Genomic DNA, 15,998 nt, shown 5'->3' with positions numbered 1-15,998 from the left:
ACCCTTTTTACATATCACGAGCAATCGTAATGTTATTTTTTAATGGACATTCACTATTATGTCTATCTACTCTTTCATTATTGAAAATCATCTTATCTCGTAACATGCAATAAGATTCTTTTCTATGAATAACACATGTCCCACTAAGCTTATCAATGCTGTCTACATTTTCAAAATGTATTTGTTCCTTCCTAAAAGGACAATTTAAACAATTTTCAACCTTAAATGGTAGCGTAAATTTATATTCAAATTTTTCATTCATTTTACTCACCCTTTCAATTTAACTTCTACAGATTCCATACTATTCCCAGTTAATCGCTTGACCATAATCTTCACAATGATTAATTATTAGCTTTTTTCAATCTATAGCTTATGCTCAAATGAGTTTTATTTAATATCTGCGCTATTGCATAGTTGTCATAACCTTTATTATGAAGTTCTATCATTAATGCATTCTCTTCAGAAGTCCATTTTACTTGATTGTTTATCAGTAGTCACATTCATACACATTTCTTTAATATTTTTGTGCCACGCTCTAAATTTAATCTCTCTACTCATTTATTTACCTCCACTTTTAGTATTGCGTAGGACTAGCTTTGCATTATTTCATCAATTAACTTATCTAAAGCACCAATGCCATAGAACTTTTTAATTTCTTCAAAGTCCTCTCTATCTCTTAAATCATCTAATTCACATACTGTCTCATATTCTCTTCTAAAATCATCATCCATATCAATTTTTACTCTTGAAAATTCTTGTGTTTCTTCATCATAAGTTGGCAATGTATATGCATCATATGGTTTTGGATATCCATATACAACTCCTTCATCAAACCAATATGATTCTATTTTTAACAATCCAGTTATAGGACAAACTTCTGGAGCTTCTTCAACTCTTTTTCTTGCTTCATCTTCTGGTAATTCACTTAAGTTTATAAATTTATCTATTTCAAACATTTCTTTTCTGCTCATTGCTCTACCTCACTTTCTATAAACTATTTACTAATTGGCACATAATACTGCATTCTTCCATTACTTCATCTTCAATTCTGCCAACGCCAGGATCTAATTCATCTAGGTAAATCCCTTTAATACATGTATGTCCAACTTCTCCCTTTATTTCTTCATCATTAAGCCTTTCCAATTGAGCAAATAAGTGATTGTTTAAATCGCCTAATGTATTTTTCATATTTTTTCACCCTCCAAATTATTTAATAACTTTTAAATCAGGTTTATTCTTTTCCTTTTCATAGCCTTCTGAAAATTCATTAATGTAATAATCATAGTTACATTTAACCTTTAATAAGCCTTTTCTTTCATCCCAACTTAGTCCATATATTTTATTAATTTTTATTTCTGTATCATTTCCATAAAGGGTCCATCCATCACTCCACATATTTAGAGGAGGAATTTCTCTATACAAACTAAATGGAATGTTTGAATCTTGGTTTCTTATACAACCCCTTTCATCCATTGTAAAAAATAAGCATCCTTCTTCATTCCTATTTATACTTTTACCTTGGCACTCTCCACCATGTTTATTATTTCTTTTACAATAAGCACATTCTAAGCGGTTAGGCAAATCATTTGGTCTATCCATCTCTAATATCCCTCTACTCTATATAAATCGTGGTAAAAAGTTATTTTCCATCTTCTTTGATGATCTACTTAAATTACTTTGTATACCGCATATATCATGAGTAAAATTAACATCGTCAGCATTTAATAGATCATTTAGCCTTAAATTAAATTCTTCATGTGTATACTCTAAATCCATGATAAGCGATATTCTATCAAACCTAAGTAATCCTTTTTGTTCTGCTCTTTTTGCAATCTTTATAATAACTTCAACATCATCTTTCTTCATATTTCACTTTCTCCTCTAATACTCATTTTTTGTTTTTAACGAGGGGAAAACTCCCCTCATGATTTGCAGTAACCTTAACATTAGCAATTTGTAATCCCTGCCAACGCTCCTAGTCCTGCAAGATTTAAACTTTAATCATATGGTTTAGCTTCAACCTCTACTTCATCACTATCATTTTCATTATCTAGATCTATGTCACAAAATGCTTGTTTTATCTTCATCATATAAATTTCAAAACTTTTTAAATATCTTAATGATTCTAAGTCATGCTTTTCATAATAATGCAAATCAAAAGTCTTCTTATTTGATTTTTTCCATCTTGATATTTCGAACTCAAAATTTAACTTTTCATCCTGCTCACACTCAAAGGTAACCATATACTTTTCATAATCACTCCATGATGAACTAACATCTTCACATGACATACGTACTTCTAAATATTCATATTCTCCGCAATCTTCTTCTAATTCAGATGTATCAACTTCTTTAGCAGCATACTTTTTCCACTCATTAAATATATCTGACATTTTAATTAACTTAGGTATTTCTTCATTCGTCATTAGCTCCTTAAAGTTTTCTAGTAATTTTTTATTATCTAATGCTGAATTTTTTAATACTTCAACCAAAACATTATCTAACTTTAATAAATATTGACTATAATCATAGTTTTCAAGGTATGGAATCATAACATCTTTGACTTTACCTTCTATTACCTTTTTTACCTCTCCACCATAACTAAATAATCCCTCAACAGCTTTTCCAACACATTCTTCTAATTTCGCTGCAATTACTTTTTCAATTACACCTTTTTCTAGTTCATTTGATATACAATCTTTTAATTTATCTTCTAAATTCATTTTTCATTCCTCCAAGAATCCAATTTGTAATCCTTCTTTAAAATACTTTTTACACTTGTCCGTTCTCTGCTTATAAGCACCAGTAATTCTGCAATGTCCACGACATAATTTAATACTGTTTTTATATTGTGGCTGATAGTTCATGCAAAAGTGGCACCTGTGCTTGTCTGTTAAAATCTTTCTTGAGGTATCCATTAAAGTTCTAACTCCAAAATTTCATCCTCTGTGACCTTCTTATCTGCCATACATTTAATAATTACATCTTCCCTAGCATATTTACCCTTATGCATTGTTATACTCTTTAAGAGCCTATCTAAAGGCTTATCTTTTATCTCTAAAACTGCTTTTATTTCTTCTCTAGTTAAATAATCTTTTAAAAGGTGCATTTCTAAATAATTCTGAAATATCAACCTATACTTTAAATACAATTTTCTATTATGATGAATCCCTGTTTTATGATCTCTATGGTGGTTATAGCAAAGATTCACATGATTATGCTTACAATCTTCTAATGGTTTAAGCTGCTTTCTAGACATTATGTGATGCAGTTCTACTCCATAGCTTGTACCACATTCATTACAATACTTTTCACTCATACAATCACCTTCTCATAATCCATAAAGGCTGATTTTACTTTTTGAGCAATTCTTTTTTTTATTCTTGATACTTGAACTTGAGTCGTATTTATCATTTCCGCTATTTCTTTTTGAGTACGCTCATTTATGAAATATAAATTAAATACTTGTCTTTCTCTTATATCAAGTTTTTCTATAACTTGGCTTAAAGCTGTTCTGGTAATAAGGACATCTTCAAAGCTATCTGTTCCAATCCTGCCCTCTAAATTTCCGCAATCATATTCAGCTTCATAGGATAAGAATTTATATTTATGAGGTACTCCTTTATTTTCATTGAACTGTTTATCACGAGATATAAAATTCAATAGTGCTCCTCTTATTGATGGAATAGCATATGTTGAAAATTTAATATCTTTACTCTCATCAAAATTTTTGCCCGCTTTTACTAGTGCCAAATAAGCAACTTGAACTACATCTTGAAATTCATACTTTAAATTTATTTTGGGATATATTCTCTTAGCTTCTGTATAAGCTAACCCCATGTGTTCTGTTACATCAATCATCTTCTTCACCTCTCAAAGCTTTTATAACTCCACTTAATCCTTGTAATTTATTTAAATTTCTTTGTGCTTGTAGTACTGCAGCTTCTATAGTTAAAGTTCCGGTCATATCATTTTGCTTAATCTCTGCTGCTTGCTTGGCTATTTCTAAGTTAATGTTTGCCCCCATAATGTTTTCTCCCTCCTACCTTAATCTATAATTATTTTCTATTCCTTCTATTTCTACCAAAAAGTTTTTAGACATTTCATATATCCTACTTCCTATTGCTTCATCAAAACTTAATAATTTTTCAATTGTGAACTCTGTACTAACTATCATTGGCAATCTATTTAAGTATCTATAATTAATCAGTTCAAACATTATGTTTACGTCTGTTTCATTTACTTTTCCTTTATATAAATCGTCTAGCAAAAGAATCTCGCATGTTTGATATTTGCTTAAAGTCTTTTTGTAATACTCTTCATCTATCATGTTTTGCTTAAGACTTGTAACTACATCCCTATAAGGCATATATACAACTCTTATATCTTTTTTTAAGAAATTATTTGCAAGTGCCAGCGCAATATGTGTCTTGCCTGAACCTGGATTTCCACAAAGTAAAATTGAATTTCTTCTTTCTGCTCTTATAACATTAAATGCTTTATAGTATTCAATTGCTTTATTTTTCATTTCCTTTGACTTATTAGACCACTCATCAAAGTTTCCAAAAGATTTATCTAAATCATCAGTATTAATTCCACTATTAATCCATAATCGCTTTACCTTTTCAACTTCTAAGCATTCACATGGAGTCATTAAAGGTTGACTATGTTCTTGGTGCTTAATTATATATCCTGTATCTTTACATAAATCACATTTAAAATGGCTCATCGCCTGTTGAGGTTCTTTCGCTTGGAGTCCATTCTGGGATTGAGACGTTGTATTTTTTACTTGTGCTAGAATTCTTGTTAAACTTACTGGCAGATCCATTATTTTTTTCCCCCTTAAGTTCATATATGCTTTGCCAACTATTCTCTATAGATTGATTTAGTACTGCTATTTTAACTTCATCAACATTCTTAGATATATTGGTGAGTTTTGTTAACATTAGCTGCAACGCTTTAACTGTCAAAGGTTTTTTAATCAACTTACGCATTTTTATAAATTCATAAATTGTATCTTTTAATTCTTGATAGTTAGTATAAGAATTAACTAAATCGTCATATGATGTTGCTTTCTTACTTTCTTTCTTATTATCCTTACCTATACTATCCTTACCTAACCTAACCTGTGTATCCATTTGTGTAACCATTGGTATGTCATTTGGTATGACATTTAAATCATATTGACCATTTTCTTCAGTTAACTGATATTTTTCATCTTTATAAATTGTTTCTGTATATCTGTCTGGTCTTATATAATTGTGTATTCTCCAATGTTTGATCACACATACTCCACTTTCAAAAGGTATAATAAACTGTTTGGCTAATAGCAATTTAAAATCATCATCAGATGCGCCAACCATTCTTTGAATTTTTTTAGGTGATGATACAAATCCATCATCATCCGCCCTCATAGCTAAGTCGTAATATAATAGCCTTGCACTCATAGGCATATCCAAGAATAGATCTGTATCTATAATTTTCAACGAAAACATTCTTCTTTGAGCCAAAATATCACTTCCTTTGTTGAATATTTTTGTGAAATTTGAGCATAATAAGAATATGATATTTATATATGCTCATTATTTTGTGTGCCCCTATGACTAGGGGCTCATTTAATTTACTCTTCTTGAAATGGTGAACCGTCATATATATCTTTTTGCTCTTTATTAGGTGTTTCTTGATACTCAGCATCAACTATGTTTTCATTATTTTCAGAGTTATCAATATATTCTGCACTCGAACCATCTATATCTGAATTTGATTTAAGTACATCTTCTTTTACATATGCCTGATCCATGGTAACTGCTTTTTGCATTTCAATACTTAACGGTCCATATTTACTTAGTAATAACTTAATTACTGTCTTAGTCGCCATTGAATCAAAATCTGTATTCCATAGACTTGCTTTAACAACCCAATCTTTATTGCTCTTATATGATTGGCTATATTTCTTACCATGTGCTTCTAACTGTTCTCTAGTCATATATAACGCTTTTTCAAATCCATTGAGTAAGCTAAAATATGCTATATATCCTACTACCTTAGTTGATGGCTCTGGATTATCTTCAAGTTCAATTTCGCCTGTTAATCTATTTACTTTTTTTATTTCATGTTCATATACTTCTATTGCATTAATTGTCTTATATTGACCACTTCTTTGAGCCAATTGAATAAATCCCTTATATCCCATTTGAAATTGTGCTATTTTCCCTTTATTTTTGTCATTGTAAGGTACTATATAGGCAAATCCTAGGTTTGGATCAATAGGTAAATCTAATGTGGCTGCAACTACTGCAGCACTGACTATTGATTTGGGTTCACAATCTTTTAAGCCTACTGAATTAGATATATTAATAACTGAACTGATAAAGCCTTGCGCTTTCTTACCTAATATTTCTTCAAATCTTTTCTTATAATCAACATTTGCTAATATACTTTTTACTGTTGTTTGTGGACTTCTAGCCACTTGATTACTATTATTAGCAACTAAACCTCCATTAACATTTGCCATCTATTATCATCCTTTCTATTTACATTTACTAATTCTTAAATTTACAAATTCTGTTGTACCTTTTAAAAACGATTCATAAGTTACTGGGTATAATTCTTTAAATCTTTTTGTATCAAAACTATCTCTTTTAACTTCGAATCTGCTAATATTGAACAATCCATCTGTACCTTTTTTTGAATTACCCATTTCTAAGAAAATCTCTTGTTTTATTCTTTCTTTTTCAGTTTCTAGCGTTTTGATTTCGTCAGATATTTTGTTATACTTAGATAATTTATTTTCAGATATGTTAACTTCATCATCATCCTCTAAACTTTGTTGATAGTTTATATCCTCAGTTTCTTTAGCATTTCCTGTTGGAGCTGGCGGAATCTTAGTTAATATATGATTGTTCCAAAAGGCTTTACCTATTTCTCTTAGAGCTTCTATATCTCCATCATTTCTAGGAATCACTTTCCAATTCACCTCTTTACCCAATAAGTAAATTATTAAGAAATACTTTAATCCTGTAACCCCCATATACCATTGGCATTGACAATAGTAGCTATCTGGAATTTCTTCACATGCCCACATCTTTTTTAAGAACTCTGAACCAGTTTTAATTTCGAGTCCAAATAACTCATTGGCTGATATATACTTTACTTCTCCTGTATCCCTATTTTCCCAATAAGTATAGTTATCTTCTAATATGCCAATACCATCAATATTGGCACTGAAATACTCAATTTCTTTGTCTACCATCATGTAAGGATACTCATAAGTCTTTAGCTTAATATTTGTAGCTTTTTCAAAATCCTCCTGGATCCATTCCCTTATGTGTGGTTCCATTCTATTGCCGAATATTGTATGAATATTACCTTGAAACTTCTTGCCTAATCCTAATTTGTCATTGAATACCGTTAATGAACTTCCATACTTATTAAACCCAGCGATTGAACCTATCTCAGAACCTCCAATTGAGTTAGTTCTAGTTTCTAGCCACTTAGTTCTTTCCTCATTATCTGTTCTAGTATCAAAAATCACCTTTGCAGTAGAAAATAAATCTGTATTTTCTATAAACTTTACTTTACCTTCACCTGTTAAATTTAAATTCATATAAATTCACCTATCCTATCTTTTCAATTTCTATTTCACCATTCTCTGTAGCTGCAACCTCTGTTACAAAGTATTGATATTCATCCTCTGTCATTTCCTTTAATAATACTTCCTGTGCTGATGTATCTAGTGACTCCCACTTATCCATGCAGATAATTTTCAAAGATCCACATTGTGCCTTAGCAACTCTCATAGCTAGTTCTAACTTTTCACCATCACTTAATCCATCAATAAGGGTTCCATTGATTCTCACATTACCATTCTCGTCAACGCTAATACCTTCTATCGGCATCTTAGCGGTCTTAAGCAATTCACTTGGCAATGTTCTAGCCTTTTCTATTTTTACTGTAAGTTCCTCTGAATAACGTTCTTTTGGTGCTAATTGGTTATCTCTAATTTCAATAATCCTATCCCAATCCCTTAAGTAGGAAACCATTTCTTGAACATGATTAGCTTCTTCTTGAAGTGGAGCTATATCAATTTCCTCATGTTCCTCTAAATATTTAGCTGCCTTTCCAATTCTGATTTCTTCTTTTTCAATATCAGATTTAACTTTTTCATCAACTGACTTTTTCTCTGTTTCTTCTTTTTCAACTAATCCAAGTAACTCTTGATGTTTAACTGCAATTTTATTTTCATTTATAGAAATTAAGTCTTTTTGTTCCTCTATTTTTAAAGCTGAACCTTTCTTAGCTGCTTCAATACCTTTTGATAGACTTTCCTTGAGAAATTCAACATTAGAACTGTAAGTTTTAGTTATCTCTTCTTTCTTTCTTTTAAATTCTTCTTCAAGATCTTTTAATGCATCACTGTAATTTTTAGCAGCTATGTTTTCTTCTGAAACATTATAGTTGGTTAATTCTTGTATTTTAATTTCAAGTTCATGATCCGAATTTGTTATAAAATCTTTTGCTTTTTCTATCTTTGAATTAGAAAGAGTAATAATATCGTTTATATCTTCTGTTTCACCTTTGTATTTAAGTGTTATCCTAGCTTTTTCTGATTCAGCATTAGCCTTAATACTTTCAACTTTAGAATTAAAATTCTCCTGAAGTGATTTAGCTTCGGATATCCATTTATTAATATCCTGCGCTTCTTTAACTTTTGCATAATACTCTTGAACATTTTTATCTTTCCATTCTTCACCGTTGTATTCTGGTGGTAAATCAACATAAATGCTATCTATACGTGCTCTAAGTTCCTTAACTTCCCTATTGACTTCTTCACGTGTTTTATAGTATTTTTGTTCTATACTCTTTAGAATGAGTAGAATGTGTTGTGAATAGTCGATATCGTCTACCAGGTCGCCAAACCAGCTTACGATATCTTCCTCACTCCAACCAATTTCTAACATACTAAGTAATGACTTTGTTTGCTCTTTAGAACTTAAGTTAACCCAATCTAAAGGCCTAAATATGTTTCCGTTAACCAACGAACTTATAAACTTTTCTGTGCTATCCGCACCTTTTCCATCCTGCCTTACCTTTATGTAATTACCTTTTTCATTCCTTACTCTTCTATCAATGCTCAAACCATCATCTAATTCAACAAACATTGTAGCTTCATCCTGACCATGCTTAATTACTTCTGTTCGCCTGTTCTTATTAGTGAAAGTTTTTTCTATAACTTCAAGTACTGACGTCTTACCTTTACCATTTGGACCTTTGAATATATTAATCTTTGATGCTTCAAGTTCCATTTCATCTATTCCTAAAAAATTACTAACTCTTAAAAAATTTATTTTCGACATCCTTCAATACCTCCTATTAGTTCAAAATTACTTACTCCATTTAAAGCTTCATTCCAGCATCTTTTACAATCTAATGAAAAGCCACAAACTTTATCTTTCTTTTCAACCTCAATTTTCATATCACTAGGACATAAAATACTTCCAGCTAATGCTTTGATGAATGCATCTTTTTCAATTTGCATCAATATCCCTCCTATTTGACTATTCTTAAAATCGGAAATTGCTTTAGATTAATTTAAAACTCATTAATTGCTAAAAATGAATCTCTATAGATTTTTCTAATTTCCCAATTCTCACCTTTATGCCTGAAACTTCTTCCTATTTCTAAGCAGAACATTAGGTATAACTCCTTTCCTTAATTGCATCATTTTCTTATCTTTGGTTCTACACTTAGGACATACATATCCTTCGCTAGGTATTTCGGTTTTAATACTTATGTTCCAAATCAATCCGCATTTACATCGAGCAACCATAAATCATCATCCTCTGTTTATGTGCAATAAGCGGATCTAATTTCTGACTTAACTTAACTGTTTCTTCTGATGTAAGGTTTGGATTCTTAGCAATACTCATTTCCATCTCTGCTCTGGCTTTTTCGATAGCTGCATCAATCTTGTTTATAGCTTTTTCTTTAGATTCATTTGCCTTAAAATTAGTCATAAATCCTTTCATTCTCCCATCCCCCTTGGTTATAATATTTAATTTTCAAAGACTAACTTTCATTTGAGGTAATTCAGCAACATTTTTCGCAGACAAGCCATTTTTTTAAGGCTTATCGCCTTTTGAATTATTTTACATTTATTACCAACACATTTTTACAGCATTTTTCGCAGACAAGCTATTTTTTAAAGGCATTTCTGCCTTGCTATCATAAGTTTTTAGTTTACTTCTCTTGCTTTGATTCCTGAAAGATCATAAACATATATTCCTTCTTCTTCATTTAAGAAATAATACTCCATTTCTCTTTGTGAATATTCTATTCTTCCAGATATCCAAACATCATCATAAAATATTTCAATTCGCTCTCCTGATGTAAAATAAGTTACCCCTGGTATCTCATATCTACCTTGTGAATTATGTTGTAAATACCCTTCTCTCATATATCCTCCTTGCCTTGTTTTTCTTCAAGATACTTAATAATTGCTTCTACTTGTTGAGGTGTACATTCTCTAATGATTTTTTCAGCTTTAAATTGGTTCATCTTTTTATATATTTCTGTCATGTCTTCTGGTAAATGTACCTTAAACTTCAATCTGCTCACCTCGATAAAAATTCATACTATTTTATTCATTTGCTTTAAATTTGGTTACTGTTTAAATCTGATACAATTTCTTTTAATAATGTTGTTATAAAAATACTTGTGATTTCAATACCTTCAAGCTCTGTCGATATTGTTTCTAATATCTTTTCTTTAACTTTTTTTCTTTCTTCATAAGTTACAGTGGATTTTGATTTTTCCATATTCTTCTCCCTTCTCCCTTTACATATGGTAAAATTATGTTGAAAGGGGGTGTATTTTTATGGATAATAACTTTTTGAATTTTAAACAACAATGTTTAGAAAAATTCATGCCAGAAACTCTTAATAAAATGTCTCAAGAAATTAAAGAAAAAATTAAAAATGCTAATCCAAATGAATATAAGGATTTAGATCCTTTAGAATTTCAAGCTTATATGATTACCCTAGTAAATAAACCTACTGTATTTAATTCACTTATGGCTAATATCAATCTACTTGAGAGTTATCATGCTTGGTTAATTGAGAATTATGATTTGACTCCGAAAAAGAAGTAGCTAAATAATCCAGTGCCTTTTCTTTTTCAATTAGCTGCTCTTGAACTTGCTCTTCAAGCACAGCTATTCTATTTTCTAGCTCTTTTATTTTTTCTTCCATATTTTCATCTCCTTTACTAAATAATTTTAAGTTCTGAATAAATACTTAAAATAGTTCTAGTATTTTCTCTTAAATCTTCAAGTTCACATTCTTTAGATTTCTCTGCAAGCAACTCCACTTGTTTGTAGAGAATTTCTTCAATATCGCGTAGTGTTTTAGGTGTATTTTTTTTATTTTCCATTTCTACCTCCCATTTTTTAAAATAAAATTTTGTCGATTGTACAAACTAATTATGCGGTATCTAATAAGCTAGTTACTTCTACCCCTAAAGCATTAGCAATTTTTTGTAGTACATTTATTGATGGATTTTTTGATATTCCCTTTTCAATGTAATATAAATAGCTAGGACTTATATCGCTTTTAACAGCTAATTTTCTAAGAGATAAATTATGATTTTCCCGTTGTTGTTTTATTTTATCTCCGACCATTGCCTCACCTCCTGTTTATATTTTATTCTAAATATCGAACACTTAAAACCTGTATTTGTTCTCAATATAGAACATTAGAAGTAAATATCTTTATTTTTCTTTAATTCTCTTGAAATCTCTTACAATTTTAATTATTATTAAATATATAAAGTGTTCTATATATATAACATTTGAAAGGAGCTTATACTTATGGATATTGGTACTAAAATTAAAACTCTAAGAGAAACTGCTGGCATTTCTTTAAGAAAACTTGCCGAGCTTTCAAATATTGCTCCTTCACATTTAAGCTATATTGAAAGTAATAAAACTAATCCAACCATTGAAAAACTTGATTCAATATGCAAAGCCTTAAATATATCATTGATTCAATTTTTATCTGATAATGAACTCGAACCAATTGCACTTACTCCAGATCTTAAAGAGCTTTTAGAAAGTGCTAAACATTTATCATCTTCCCAAATTGAAGCTTTAAAAATAACTGCTAAAGTTTTCAAAGAAGGGAGGTGATTATATTGGATAAAAATCAAATTCATGATTTAACAATGCTGTATTTAGACAAATCTCTTAATATGAGTGATTTTCAAAATCCTAGTGACTATGTTGCTAAATACAACGAAATATTTTCCGCAATTAGTTCTGAAGCAAATAAAAATCAACAAGCACCAGTTTTTCCATCAACTGATATGGAATTTGACTTTTAAAATTACCCAAAATCACTCTTTTATTAAGACACTTAACTAGGTGTCTTATTTTTTTACTCAAACATAGACACTTGACTAGGTCTATCCAACTTTATAATCCTTATAGATTCATCGATTATATTCAATGACTCTTTTAGGGTTTCAATAGGTATATCTTCCCATTTCGTAGCACCAAGTTTAATTAATACTCTTTGCTTAACGCTTTCATACTCTTCATCAGCTCTTAAAATACCAAGTCTTTGCTTTATATATCTGGCAATATTTGATTTTTCAAAACTGGAAGGTCTATAATAATTGGAGCATTTATCTTCTATTTCATTTATTTTAGATTCAACTAAATCGTTTATTTGAGTTTCAAGTTGAACTTTAAATTCATTTATTGAAAAATTATTGTTGATTACCTTTTCCATCATTGCGAATTTATCCATGTACCTATCTGTGAATAAATTACCTTTAGTTCCTGTGGTCTTATGTGCTAGGAATTCACAACCTCTTTTGGTGATTAAAAACTCTCTATAATCTTTATTGTTTCCTTCAACTTTATAAGTGCTTTCTATCCAATATTTTTGAAAACTGATTTTTGAGTTTTCAAAATCCTCATTAATAGCATCTATTTTAGCTAGTAAATTTGTGTGCTTAACTTCCATCATTTCAGCAACTTCTCTTGATGAAATTTTGTTTTCTAATTGTTTATTCATTTTTTCTCCCCCATTTTTGATTTGCATTGGTAAATTTTCTTCAATTGGTTTTTCAATAATTTTATTTTCAGTAAATCTTTCATTTACAACTTTGATAGCATCATATAAAATGCACCTCATTAGTAATCCAGTACAATTAACTGTTCTAAAATCTTTAATTGTTTCTTCATATTCTCTTTCAACTAAACCTATTATCTTTTCTATAGTTTCTAATTTCTTCTCAGGAGTAAAAGAATTTTTAGATTCTTTCATATTCCCTCCATGAATTTATTAATTTTAAAGGTTTCTGTAAATATTTGTAGAATATACCACCTAAGGAGGTGATATTTATGAATTTAAGGTCTGTTTCATCAAGTCGAATGAATGCAGTCGGTTGGGAAAACAACACAATGTATATTAAATTCAAAGATGGTTCTGTTTACGCATACATGAATGTATCTGAATCACAATACATTGATTTTATTAATTCTCCATCTTTAGGATCTGCTTTAGCTCGATTTGATAAAGTACATCCTTACCATAGGGTTTAATCTCTTAGTGGTGGCTAACTAGTACTTAGTCATCACTTCCTACTGGAATGCCAATTTCATCTCTAACTAATTTAATATGATTATCTGTGATAACCACTGTACAATGTGGGTCTAAATTCTCTTTTAAATAATCTGCTACTGGTTTACACAATTTTTCTAGTTCTTTAATTTTATTTTCCATCTCTTCCTCTCCTTCCTTAATAATTTTTGATTTACTGGACAAACTAAATTAAACAACTTTAGTTGTCGTTATGACGTCCAAATCTTTAAAAAAAATTTCTTCCAACGGTGTGCTGTATCTTTGTGATATTTTGTAAGCTTCTTCTAATGTAAACTTATACTTACCATTTTCCTTAAAACTTAAGGTATTTACTGTAATTCCTAAAAATTCAGCTAAATCTCGTTGTGTATCTCCATGTTTTGCTCTAAGAGATCTCAATACCTTATTCATATTTCCCCTCCCTTCAGTTGTCGTTTTGTTGATTGGTATATTTATATATTAGTCGTCATTTTGTAGATTGTCAATAACTTTTTCAAGATTTTTTTAGATTTTATATAAAAATAATCTACATTTTGACGTTTAAAAGGTTTTTGAAAAGATTATATATTATAATTTTAGTATAGGAGGTGTCATAATGAATACGTTAGGCGATAGACTTAGAGATTTAAGAAATGAAATTAAATTAGAACAAAAAGAATTTGCTAAAATACTTAACGTGCATAAAGGTACTGTTTCTAATTGGGAAAACAATAAGAGAAGTCCTGATAAAGAAATGATATCGAAAATTGCATCATATTTTAATGTTACTACCGACTATCTCTTATGCAGAACAAACGATAAAAATATTACAGTTGAAATTGAACCAGCTAAAGAATTAGCTTTTCAAATGATAGATGAATTATTAAAAGATGGATATACATTAACAAAAGATGATATTCCAGATTTAGTTTTAGCTGCTAAAATTACACTAGCTCAAAAGAAAAATAGACAAGATGGATAATATTCACCTTGTCTATTTTTCTTTATTAAGAATAAATCTATTTTTTATTTCCGAAATACTTTTCATTAATTCTACAATCTCACAATCATTAAAATTCTCTTTTAACTTTTCTTCTAATAATTTAACCTCTTCCATTTTAATTCCCCCTCAACTTTAATATAATTCTACACCAAATTTTTCATATATTCAATAGTTTTACCGAACGTGTGTTCTGATAATAGTCAATAAATTTTTCGATAATTTACTATAGTGTAAGGATTATCCTTGCAAAACTATTATAAACCCAAACTTGAATTCCATCCTGGAATACTTTCGACATTTGGACAAGTTTCGTTTTACTAAATAATACAATAATCTAAATAATGTTCCATATATCCCAACAATAATTCATTAAACTATATATTCCAATAGTGTATATTTTAATTGGTAGCTTCTTGACAAGGAGTAACAAAAGATGGAAAACCATATAATTGAATTAAGATACTATAGAAAAATGAGAAAAATATCCCAAAGAAATCTGGCTAAAAAAATGGACCTTACTCAAGGATATATCTCTAAAATAGAAAACGGTATTGAATCTCCTACTATTAGAATGTTATACAGATTTGCTGATGCGTTAGAAATTTGCCCTCGATTACTTTTGCCGTGTATAATAAAAATAGAGTGTAAAGATAATAATTATATAAAATGTGAATGTGAGTTGAATGTAAATGAAAATTGCAATATATAAAAAAGAATACCTCATAATTACAAGGTATTCTCAAACATTAAAGTTTTTTATGTGACCAAATAAAGCCTTTATGAGATTTATTTTTTCCCGAGCATACTTTTGATATTAATGTTCTAGTGAATCCATTTCTTCCGCATTCACAAAGAGATGGCCATTCTTTAATTAATTTTAAATCTTTATTATATTGGTATACTGGTTTTGAAAGATTAGGATGATTTTTTCGAGCATTAGAGTTATTTTTACTTCTATTACCATAATTAAGGTTATATTTAGAATTGCACCACTCTAAATTATTAGATTTATTGTTTGATCTATTTTCATCAATATGGTTTATTTGGGAAAAGTTATTCGCATTCTGTACAAATATTTCTGCGACTAACCTATGTACTCTAGAATACGAAGATTTACCGTTAATTGACAAAGTTACACCTAAATATCCTTCTTCATCTGGAGTGGGTTTTAATATTCGTTCTCTATATGTGTGTTTTCTGCCTAATGAATCTATTATGATTCTTTTACAAGATTTAACTCTTCCTAGGTTAGATACTTGATAATACCCAGAATAACCAGGTATGTCTTTCCATTTTTCCATGAAATCACCTCTTAATTATATTATATCAAGTTGTTATCAGCTTGTAAAGTCTTTTAAACATTGATATAC

34 protein-coding genes are annotated in these 15,998 nt (G+C 29.6%); 6 read left to right on the top strand and 28 right to left on the bottom strand.

Annotation, left to right across the window (positions count from 1 at the left end):
- Window positions 1-7: 7 nt before the first annotated feature.
- The 21 genes from COL3_RS12770 to COL3_RS28755 all read right to left on the bottom strand — a co-directional run bounded on the left by COL3_RS12770 (window position 8) and on the right by COL3_RS28755 (window position 10,817).
- Window positions 8-262: a hypothetical protein gene (locus tag COL3_RS12770; protein ID WP_008422181.1), complete on the bottom strand. Its 255-nt coding sequence runs from the start codon at window positions 260-262 to the stop codon at window positions 8-10.
- A gap of 328 nt (window positions 263-590) precedes the next feature.
- Window positions 591-971 (bottom strand): hypothetical protein, encoded by a 381-nt coding sequence (locus COL3_RS12765; RefSeq protein ID WP_008422185.1) that lies wholly within the window; start codon window positions 969-971, stop codon window positions 591-593.
- 16 nt (window positions 972-987) lie between these two features.
- A complete protein-coding gene (locus COL3_RS28425; RefSeq protein ID WP_008422187.1) occupies window positions 988-1,188 on the bottom strand; it encodes a hypothetical protein in 201 nt (66 codons plus the stop codon).
- A gap of 18 nt (window positions 1,189-1,206) precedes the next feature.
- Window positions 1,207-1,599, bottom strand: coding sequence for a hypothetical protein (locus COL3_RS12755; RefSeq protein WP_008422189.1), 393 nt, complete (start codon window positions 1,597-1,599; stop codon window positions 1,207-1,209).
- Window positions 1,600-1,617: 18 nt separating this feature from the next.
- A complete protein-coding gene (locus COL3_RS12750) occupies window positions 1,618-1,866 on the bottom strand; it encodes a hypothetical protein (protein ID WP_008422190.1) in 249 nt (82 codons plus the stop codon).
- Between the two features lie 131 nt (window positions 1,867-1,997).
- Window positions 1,998-2,723, bottom strand: coding sequence for a hypothetical protein (locus COL3_RS12745; protein WP_008422191.1), 726 nt, complete (start codon window positions 2,721-2,723; stop codon window positions 1,998-2,000).
- Between the two features lie 3 nt (window positions 2,724-2,726).
- On the bottom strand, window positions 2,727-2,918 hold the full coding sequence (locus COL3_RS12740) for a hypothetical protein (RefSeq protein WP_035283113.1): 192 nt from the start codon (window positions 2,916-2,918) through the stop codon (window positions 2,727-2,729).
- Entirely contained in the window at window positions 2,918-3,319 is a 402-nt protein-coding gene (locus COL3_RS12735; protein WP_008422192.1) for a hypothetical protein, read from the bottom strand. The genes COL3_RS12740 and COL3_RS12735 overlap by 1 nt, the downstream gene beginning before the upstream one ends.
- Window positions 3,316-3,861 (bottom strand): sigma-70 family RNA polymerase sigma factor, encoded by a 546-nt coding sequence (locus COL3_RS12730; RefSeq protein WP_008422193.1) that lies wholly within the window; start codon window positions 3,859-3,861, stop codon window positions 3,316-3,318. Before COL3_RS12730 ends, COL3_RS12735 begins: the two co-directional genes overlap by 4 nt.
- Window positions 3,854-4,027: a hypothetical protein gene (locus COL3_RS28775; protein ID WP_008422194.1), complete on the bottom strand. Its 174-nt coding sequence runs from the start codon at window positions 4,025-4,027 to the stop codon at window positions 3,854-3,856. The genes COL3_RS12730 and COL3_RS28775 overlap by 8 nt, the downstream gene beginning before the upstream one ends.
- Before the next feature lie 15 nt (window positions 4,028-4,042).
- Window positions 4,043-4,828: an ATP-binding protein gene (locus COL3_RS12725; RefSeq protein ID WP_099716638.1), complete on the bottom strand. Its 786-nt coding sequence runs from the start codon at window positions 4,826-4,828 to the stop codon at window positions 4,043-4,045.
- Window positions 4,716-5,510, bottom strand: coding sequence for a hypothetical protein (locus tag COL3_RS28770; RefSeq protein WP_008422197.1), 795 nt, complete (start codon window positions 5,508-5,510; stop codon window positions 4,716-4,718). The genes COL3_RS12725 and COL3_RS28770 overlap by 113 nt, the downstream gene beginning before the upstream one ends.
- Window positions 5,511-5,620: 110 nt before the next feature.
- Window positions 5,621-6,514, bottom strand: a complete 894-nt coding sequence (locus COL3_RS12715; RefSeq protein WP_008422199.1) for a recombinase RecT — start codon at window positions 6,512-6,514, stop codon at window positions 5,621-5,623.
- Between the two features lie 15 nt (window positions 6,515-6,529).
- A complete protein-coding gene (locus tag COL3_RS12710; RefSeq protein ID WP_008422201.1) occupies window positions 6,530-7,606 on the bottom strand; it encodes a lambda-exonuclease family protein in 1,077 nt (358 codons plus the stop codon).
- Window positions 7,607-7,616: 10 nt separating this feature from the next.
- Window positions 7,617-9,356 (bottom strand): hypothetical protein, encoded by a 1,740-nt coding sequence (locus tag COL3_RS12705; RefSeq protein ID WP_008422203.1) that lies wholly within the window; start codon window positions 9,354-9,356, stop codon window positions 7,617-7,619.
- The gene (locus tag COL3_RS12700; protein ID WP_008422204.1) at window positions 9,344-9,538 is read right to left on the bottom strand and encodes a hypothetical protein; all 195 of its coding nucleotides are present in this window, start codon (window positions 9,536-9,538) and stop codon (window positions 9,344-9,346) included. The genes COL3_RS12705 and COL3_RS12700 overlap by 13 nt, the downstream gene beginning before the upstream one ends.
- A gap of 117 nt (window positions 9,539-9,655) precedes the next feature.
- Entirely contained in the window at window positions 9,656-9,829 is a 174-nt protein-coding gene (locus tag COL3_RS28765) for a hypothetical protein (protein ID WP_008422206.1), read from the bottom strand.
- The gene (locus COL3_RS12695) at window positions 9,813-10,028 is read right to left on the bottom strand and encodes an aspartyl-phosphate phosphatase Spo0E family protein (protein ID WP_008422207.1); all 216 of its coding nucleotides are present in this window, start codon (window positions 10,026-10,028) and stop codon (window positions 9,813-9,815) included. The genes COL3_RS28765 and COL3_RS12695 overlap by 17 nt, the downstream gene beginning before the upstream one ends.
- A gap of 206 nt (window positions 10,029-10,234) precedes the next feature.
- Window positions 10,235-10,456 carry a DUF5348 domain-containing protein gene (locus COL3_RS12690; RefSeq protein ID WP_008422208.1) on the bottom strand — a complete coding sequence of 74 codons (222 nt, stop codon included), beginning with the start codon at window positions 10,454-10,456 and terminating at the stop codon, window positions 10,235-10,237.
- Window positions 10,453-10,608 (bottom strand): hypothetical protein, encoded by a 156-nt coding sequence (locus tag COL3_RS28760; RefSeq protein ID WP_008422210.1) that lies wholly within the window; start codon window positions 10,606-10,608, stop codon window positions 10,453-10,455. Before COL3_RS28760 ends, COL3_RS12690 begins: the two co-directional genes overlap by 4 nt.
- Before the next feature lie 44 nt (window positions 10,609-10,652).
- Window positions 10,653-10,817, bottom strand: coding sequence for a hypothetical protein (locus COL3_RS28755; protein ID WP_008422213.1), 165 nt, complete (start codon window positions 10,815-10,817; stop codon window positions 10,653-10,655).
- Between the two features lie 59 nt (window positions 10,818-10,876).
- On the opposite strand from COL3_RS28755, the gene COL3_RS12685 reads away from it, so the two are divergent.
- Complete coding sequence (locus tag COL3_RS12685) at window positions 10,877-11,149, top strand: hypothetical protein (RefSeq protein ID WP_008422214.1); 273 nt, start codon at window positions 10,877-10,879, stop codon at window positions 11,147-11,149.
- A gap of 116 nt (window positions 11,150-11,265) precedes the next feature.
- Here the strand turns inward: COL3_RS12685 and COL3_RS28750 are convergent, their stop codons facing one another.
- Both COL3_RS28750 and COL3_RS12680 read right to left on the bottom strand, forming a co-directional pair.
- Window positions 11,266-11,430, bottom strand: coding sequence for a hypothetical protein (locus COL3_RS28750; RefSeq protein WP_008422219.1), 165 nt, complete (start codon window positions 11,428-11,430; stop codon window positions 11,266-11,268).
- A 49-nt stretch (window positions 11,431-11,479) separates the two neighbouring features.
- Complete coding sequence (locus tag COL3_RS12680; RefSeq protein WP_008422221.1) at window positions 11,480-11,677, bottom strand: helix-turn-helix transcriptional regulator; 198 nt, start codon at window positions 11,675-11,677, stop codon at window positions 11,480-11,482.
- Between the two features lie 189 nt (window positions 11,678-11,866).
- Here COL3_RS12680 and COL3_RS12675 point away from each other — a divergent pair, with 189 nt between their 5' ends.
- Together COL3_RS12675 and COL3_RS12670 are read left to right on the top strand one after the other, a co-directional pair.
- The gene (locus tag COL3_RS12675; protein WP_008422222.1) at window positions 11,867-12,184 is read left to right on the top strand and encodes a helix-turn-helix transcriptional regulator; all 318 of its coding nucleotides are present in this window, start codon (window positions 11,867-11,869) and stop codon (window positions 12,182-12,184) included.
- A 5-nt stretch (window positions 12,185-12,189) separates the two neighbouring features.
- A complete protein-coding gene (locus COL3_RS12670; protein WP_008422223.1) occupies window positions 12,190-12,378 on the top strand; it encodes a hypothetical protein in 189 nt (62 codons plus the stop codon).
- A 53-nt stretch (window positions 12,379-12,431) separates the two neighbouring features.
- On the opposite strand, the gene COL3_RS12665 is transcribed toward COL3_RS12670, so the two are convergent.
- A complete protein-coding gene (locus tag COL3_RS12665) occupies window positions 12,432-13,328 on the bottom strand; it encodes a Rha family transcriptional regulator (protein ID WP_008422224.1) in 897 nt (298 codons plus the stop codon).
- A gap of 77 nt (window positions 13,329-13,405) precedes the next feature.
- Between COL3_RS12665 and COL3_RS12660 the strand changes: the two genes are divergently transcribed.
- Window positions 13,406-13,606 (top strand): KTSC domain-containing protein, encoded by a 201-nt coding sequence (locus COL3_RS12660; protein WP_008422225.1) that lies wholly within the window; start codon window positions 13,406-13,408, stop codon window positions 13,604-13,606.
- A gap of 25 nt (window positions 13,607-13,631) precedes the next feature.
- Here the strand turns inward: COL3_RS12660 and COL3_RS28420 are convergent, their stop codons facing one another.
- The gene (locus COL3_RS28420; RefSeq protein WP_143327539.1) at window positions 13,632-13,829 is read right to left on the bottom strand and encodes a hypothetical protein; all 198 of its coding nucleotides are present in this window, start codon (window positions 13,827-13,829) and stop codon (window positions 13,632-13,634) included.
- Window positions 13,830-13,835: 6 nt separating this feature from the next.
- Window positions 13,836-14,057, bottom strand: coding sequence for a helix-turn-helix domain-containing protein (locus COL3_RS12655; RefSeq protein WP_008422227.1), 222 nt, complete (start codon window positions 14,055-14,057; stop codon window positions 13,836-13,838).
- 184 nt (window positions 14,058-14,241) lie between these two features.
- Here COL3_RS12655 and COL3_RS12650 point away from each other — a divergent pair, with 184 nt between their 5' ends.
- Window positions 14,242-14,607 (top strand): helix-turn-helix transcriptional regulator, encoded by a 366-nt coding sequence (locus tag COL3_RS12650; RefSeq protein ID WP_008422228.1) that lies wholly within the window; start codon window positions 14,242-14,244, stop codon window positions 14,605-14,607.
- Window positions 14,608-14,619: 12 nt separating this feature from the next.
- On the opposite strand, the gene COL3_RS29585 is transcribed toward COL3_RS12650, so the two are convergent.
- Window positions 14,620-14,742: a hypothetical protein gene (locus tag COL3_RS29585; protein WP_008422229.1), complete on the bottom strand. Its 123-nt coding sequence runs from the start codon at window positions 14,740-14,742 to the stop codon at window positions 14,620-14,622.
- A 319-nt stretch (window positions 14,743-15,061) separates the two neighbouring features.
- Here COL3_RS29585 and COL3_RS12645 point away from each other — a divergent pair, with 319 nt between their 5' ends.
- Window positions 15,062-15,337, top strand: coding sequence for a helix-turn-helix transcriptional regulator (locus COL3_RS12645; protein WP_008422231.1), 276 nt, complete (start codon window positions 15,062-15,064; stop codon window positions 15,335-15,337).
- A gap of 37 nt (window positions 15,338-15,374) precedes the next feature.
- Here the strand turns inward: COL3_RS12645 and COL3_RS12640 are convergent, their stop codons facing one another.
- Window positions 15,375-15,929 carry an NUMOD4 domain-containing protein gene (locus tag COL3_RS12640; protein ID WP_008422232.1) on the bottom strand — a complete coding sequence of 185 codons (555 nt, stop codon included), beginning with the start codon at window positions 15,927-15,929 and terminating at the stop codon, window positions 15,375-15,377.
- Window positions 15,930-15,998: the final 69 nt, after the last annotated feature.

It is taken from the genome of Clostridium sp. LS (assembly GCF_002760435.1).
Taxonomy (GTDB): domain Bacteria; phylum Bacillota; class Clostridia; order Clostridiales; family Clostridiaceae; genus Clostridium.
This window is presented reverse-complemented; position numbering and strand designations above follow the sequence as displayed.

What these genes read in the sequence shown, in the direction of transcription:
- COL3_RS12770 (WP_008422181.1), bottom strand. Translation starts at nt 262, where the DNA reads ATGAATGAAAAATTTGAATATAAATTTACGCTACCATTTAAGGTTGAA.
- COL3_RS12765 (WP_008422185.1), bottom strand. Translation starts at nt 971, where the DNA reads ATGAGCAGAAAAGAAATGTTTGAAATAGATAAATTTATAAACTTAAGT.
- COL3_RS28425 (WP_008422187.1), bottom strand. Translation starts at nt 1,188, where the DNA reads ATGAAAAATACATTAGGCGATTTAAACAATCACTTATTTGCTCAATTG.
- COL3_RS12755 (WP_008422189.1), bottom strand. Translation starts at nt 1,599, where the DNA reads ATGGATAGACCAAATGATTTGCCTAACCGCTTAGAATGTGCTTATTGT.
- COL3_RS12750 (WP_008422190.1), bottom strand. Translation starts at nt 1,866, where the DNA reads ATGAAGAAAGATGATGTTGAAGTTATTATAAAGATTGCAAAAAGAGCA.
- COL3_RS12745 (WP_008422191.1), bottom strand. Translation starts at nt 2,723, where the DNA reads ATGAATTTAGAAGATAAATTAAAAGATTGTATATCAAATGAACTAGAA.
- COL3_RS12740 (WP_035283113.1), bottom strand. Translation starts at nt 2,918, where the DNA reads ATGGATACCTCAAGAAAGATTTTAACAGACAAGCACAGGTGCCACTTT.
- COL3_RS12735 (WP_008422192.1), bottom strand. Translation starts at nt 3,319, where the DNA reads ATGAGTGAAAAGTATTGTAATGAATGTGGTACAAGCTATGGAGTAGAA.
- COL3_RS12730 (WP_008422193.1), bottom strand. Translation starts at nt 3,861, where the DNA reads ATGATTGATGTAACAGAACACATGGGGTTAGCTTATACAGAAGCTAAG.
- COL3_RS28775 (WP_008422194.1), bottom strand. Translation starts at nt 4,027, where the DNA reads ATGGGGGCAAACATTAACTTAGAAATAGCCAAGCAAGCAGCAGAGATT.
- COL3_RS12725 (WP_099716638.1), bottom strand. Translation starts at nt 4,828, where the DNA reads ATGGATCTGCCAGTAAGTTTAACAAGAATTCTAGCACAAGTAAAAAAT.
- COL3_RS12715 (WP_008422199.1), bottom strand. Translation starts at nt 6,514, where the DNA reads ATGGCAAATGTTAATGGAGGTTTAGTTGCTAATAATAGTAATCAAGTG.
- COL3_RS12710 (WP_008422201.1), bottom strand. Translation starts at nt 7,606, where the DNA reads ATGAATTTAAATTTAACAGGTGAAGGTAAAGTAAAGTTTATAGAAAAT.
- COL3_RS12705 (WP_008422203.1), bottom strand. Translation starts at nt 9,356, where the DNA reads ATGTCGAAAATAAATTTTTTAAGAGTTAGTAATTTTTTAGGAATAGAT.
- COL3_RS12700 (WP_008422204.1), bottom strand. Translation starts at nt 9,538, where the DNA reads ATGCAAATTGAAAAAGATGCATTCATCAAAGCATTAGCTGGAAGTATT.
- COL3_RS28765 (WP_008422206.1), bottom strand. Translation starts at nt 9,829, where the DNA reads ATGGTTGCTCGATGTAAATGCGGATTGATTTGGAACATAAGTATTAAA.
- COL3_RS12695 (WP_008422207.1), bottom strand. Translation starts at nt 10,028, where the DNA reads ATGAAAGGATTTATGACTAATTTTAAGGCAAATGAATCTAAAGAAAAA.
- COL3_RS12690 (WP_008422208.1), bottom strand. Translation starts at nt 10,456, where the DNA reads ATGAGAGAAGGGTATTTACAACATAATTCACAAGGTAGATATGAGATA.
- COL3_RS28755 (WP_008422213.1), bottom strand. Translation starts at nt 10,817, where the DNA reads ATGGAAAAATCAAAATCCACTGTAACTTATGAAGAAAGAAAAAAAGTT.
- COL3_RS12685 (WP_008422214.1), top strand. Translation starts at nt 10,877, where the DNA reads ATGGATAATAACTTTTTGAATTTTAAACAACAATGTTTAGAAAAATTC.
- COL3_RS28750 (WP_008422219.1), bottom strand. Translation starts at nt 11,430, where the DNA reads ATGGAAAATAAAAAAAATACACCTAAAACACTACGCGATATTGAAGAA.
- COL3_RS12680 (WP_008422221.1), bottom strand. Translation starts at nt 11,677, where the DNA reads ATGGTCGGAGATAAAATAAAACAACAACGGGAAAATCATAATTTATCT.
- COL3_RS12675 (WP_008422222.1), top strand. Translation starts at nt 11,867, where the DNA reads ATGGATATTGGTACTAAAATTAAAACTCTAAGAGAAACTGCTGGCATT.
- COL3_RS12665 (WP_008422224.1), bottom strand. Translation starts at nt 13,328, where the DNA reads ATGAAAGAATCTAAAAATTCTTTTACTCCTGAGAAGAAATTAGAAACT.
- COL3_RS12660 (WP_008422225.1), top strand. Translation starts at nt 13,406, where the DNA reads ATGAATTTAAGGTCTGTTTCATCAAGTCGAATGAATGCAGTCGGTTGG.
- COL3_RS12655 (WP_008422227.1), bottom strand. Translation starts at nt 14,057, where the DNA reads ATGAATAAGGTATTGAGATCTCTTAGAGCAAAACATGGAGATACACAA.
- COL3_RS12650 (WP_008422228.1), top strand. Translation starts at nt 14,242, where the DNA reads ATGAATACGTTAGGCGATAGACTTAGAGATTTAAGAAATGAAATTAAA.
- COL3_RS29585 (WP_008422229.1), bottom strand. Translation starts at nt 14,742, where the DNA reads ATGGAAGAGGTTAAATTATTAGAAGAAAAGTTAAAAGAGAATTTTAAT.
- COL3_RS12645 (WP_008422231.1), top strand. Translation starts at nt 15,062, where the DNA reads ATGGAAAACCATATAATTGAATTAAGATACTATAGAAAAATGAGAAAA.
- COL3_RS12640 (WP_008422232.1), bottom strand. Translation starts at nt 15,929, where the DNA reads ATGGAAAAATGGAAAGACATACCTGGTTATTCTGGGTATTATCAAGTA.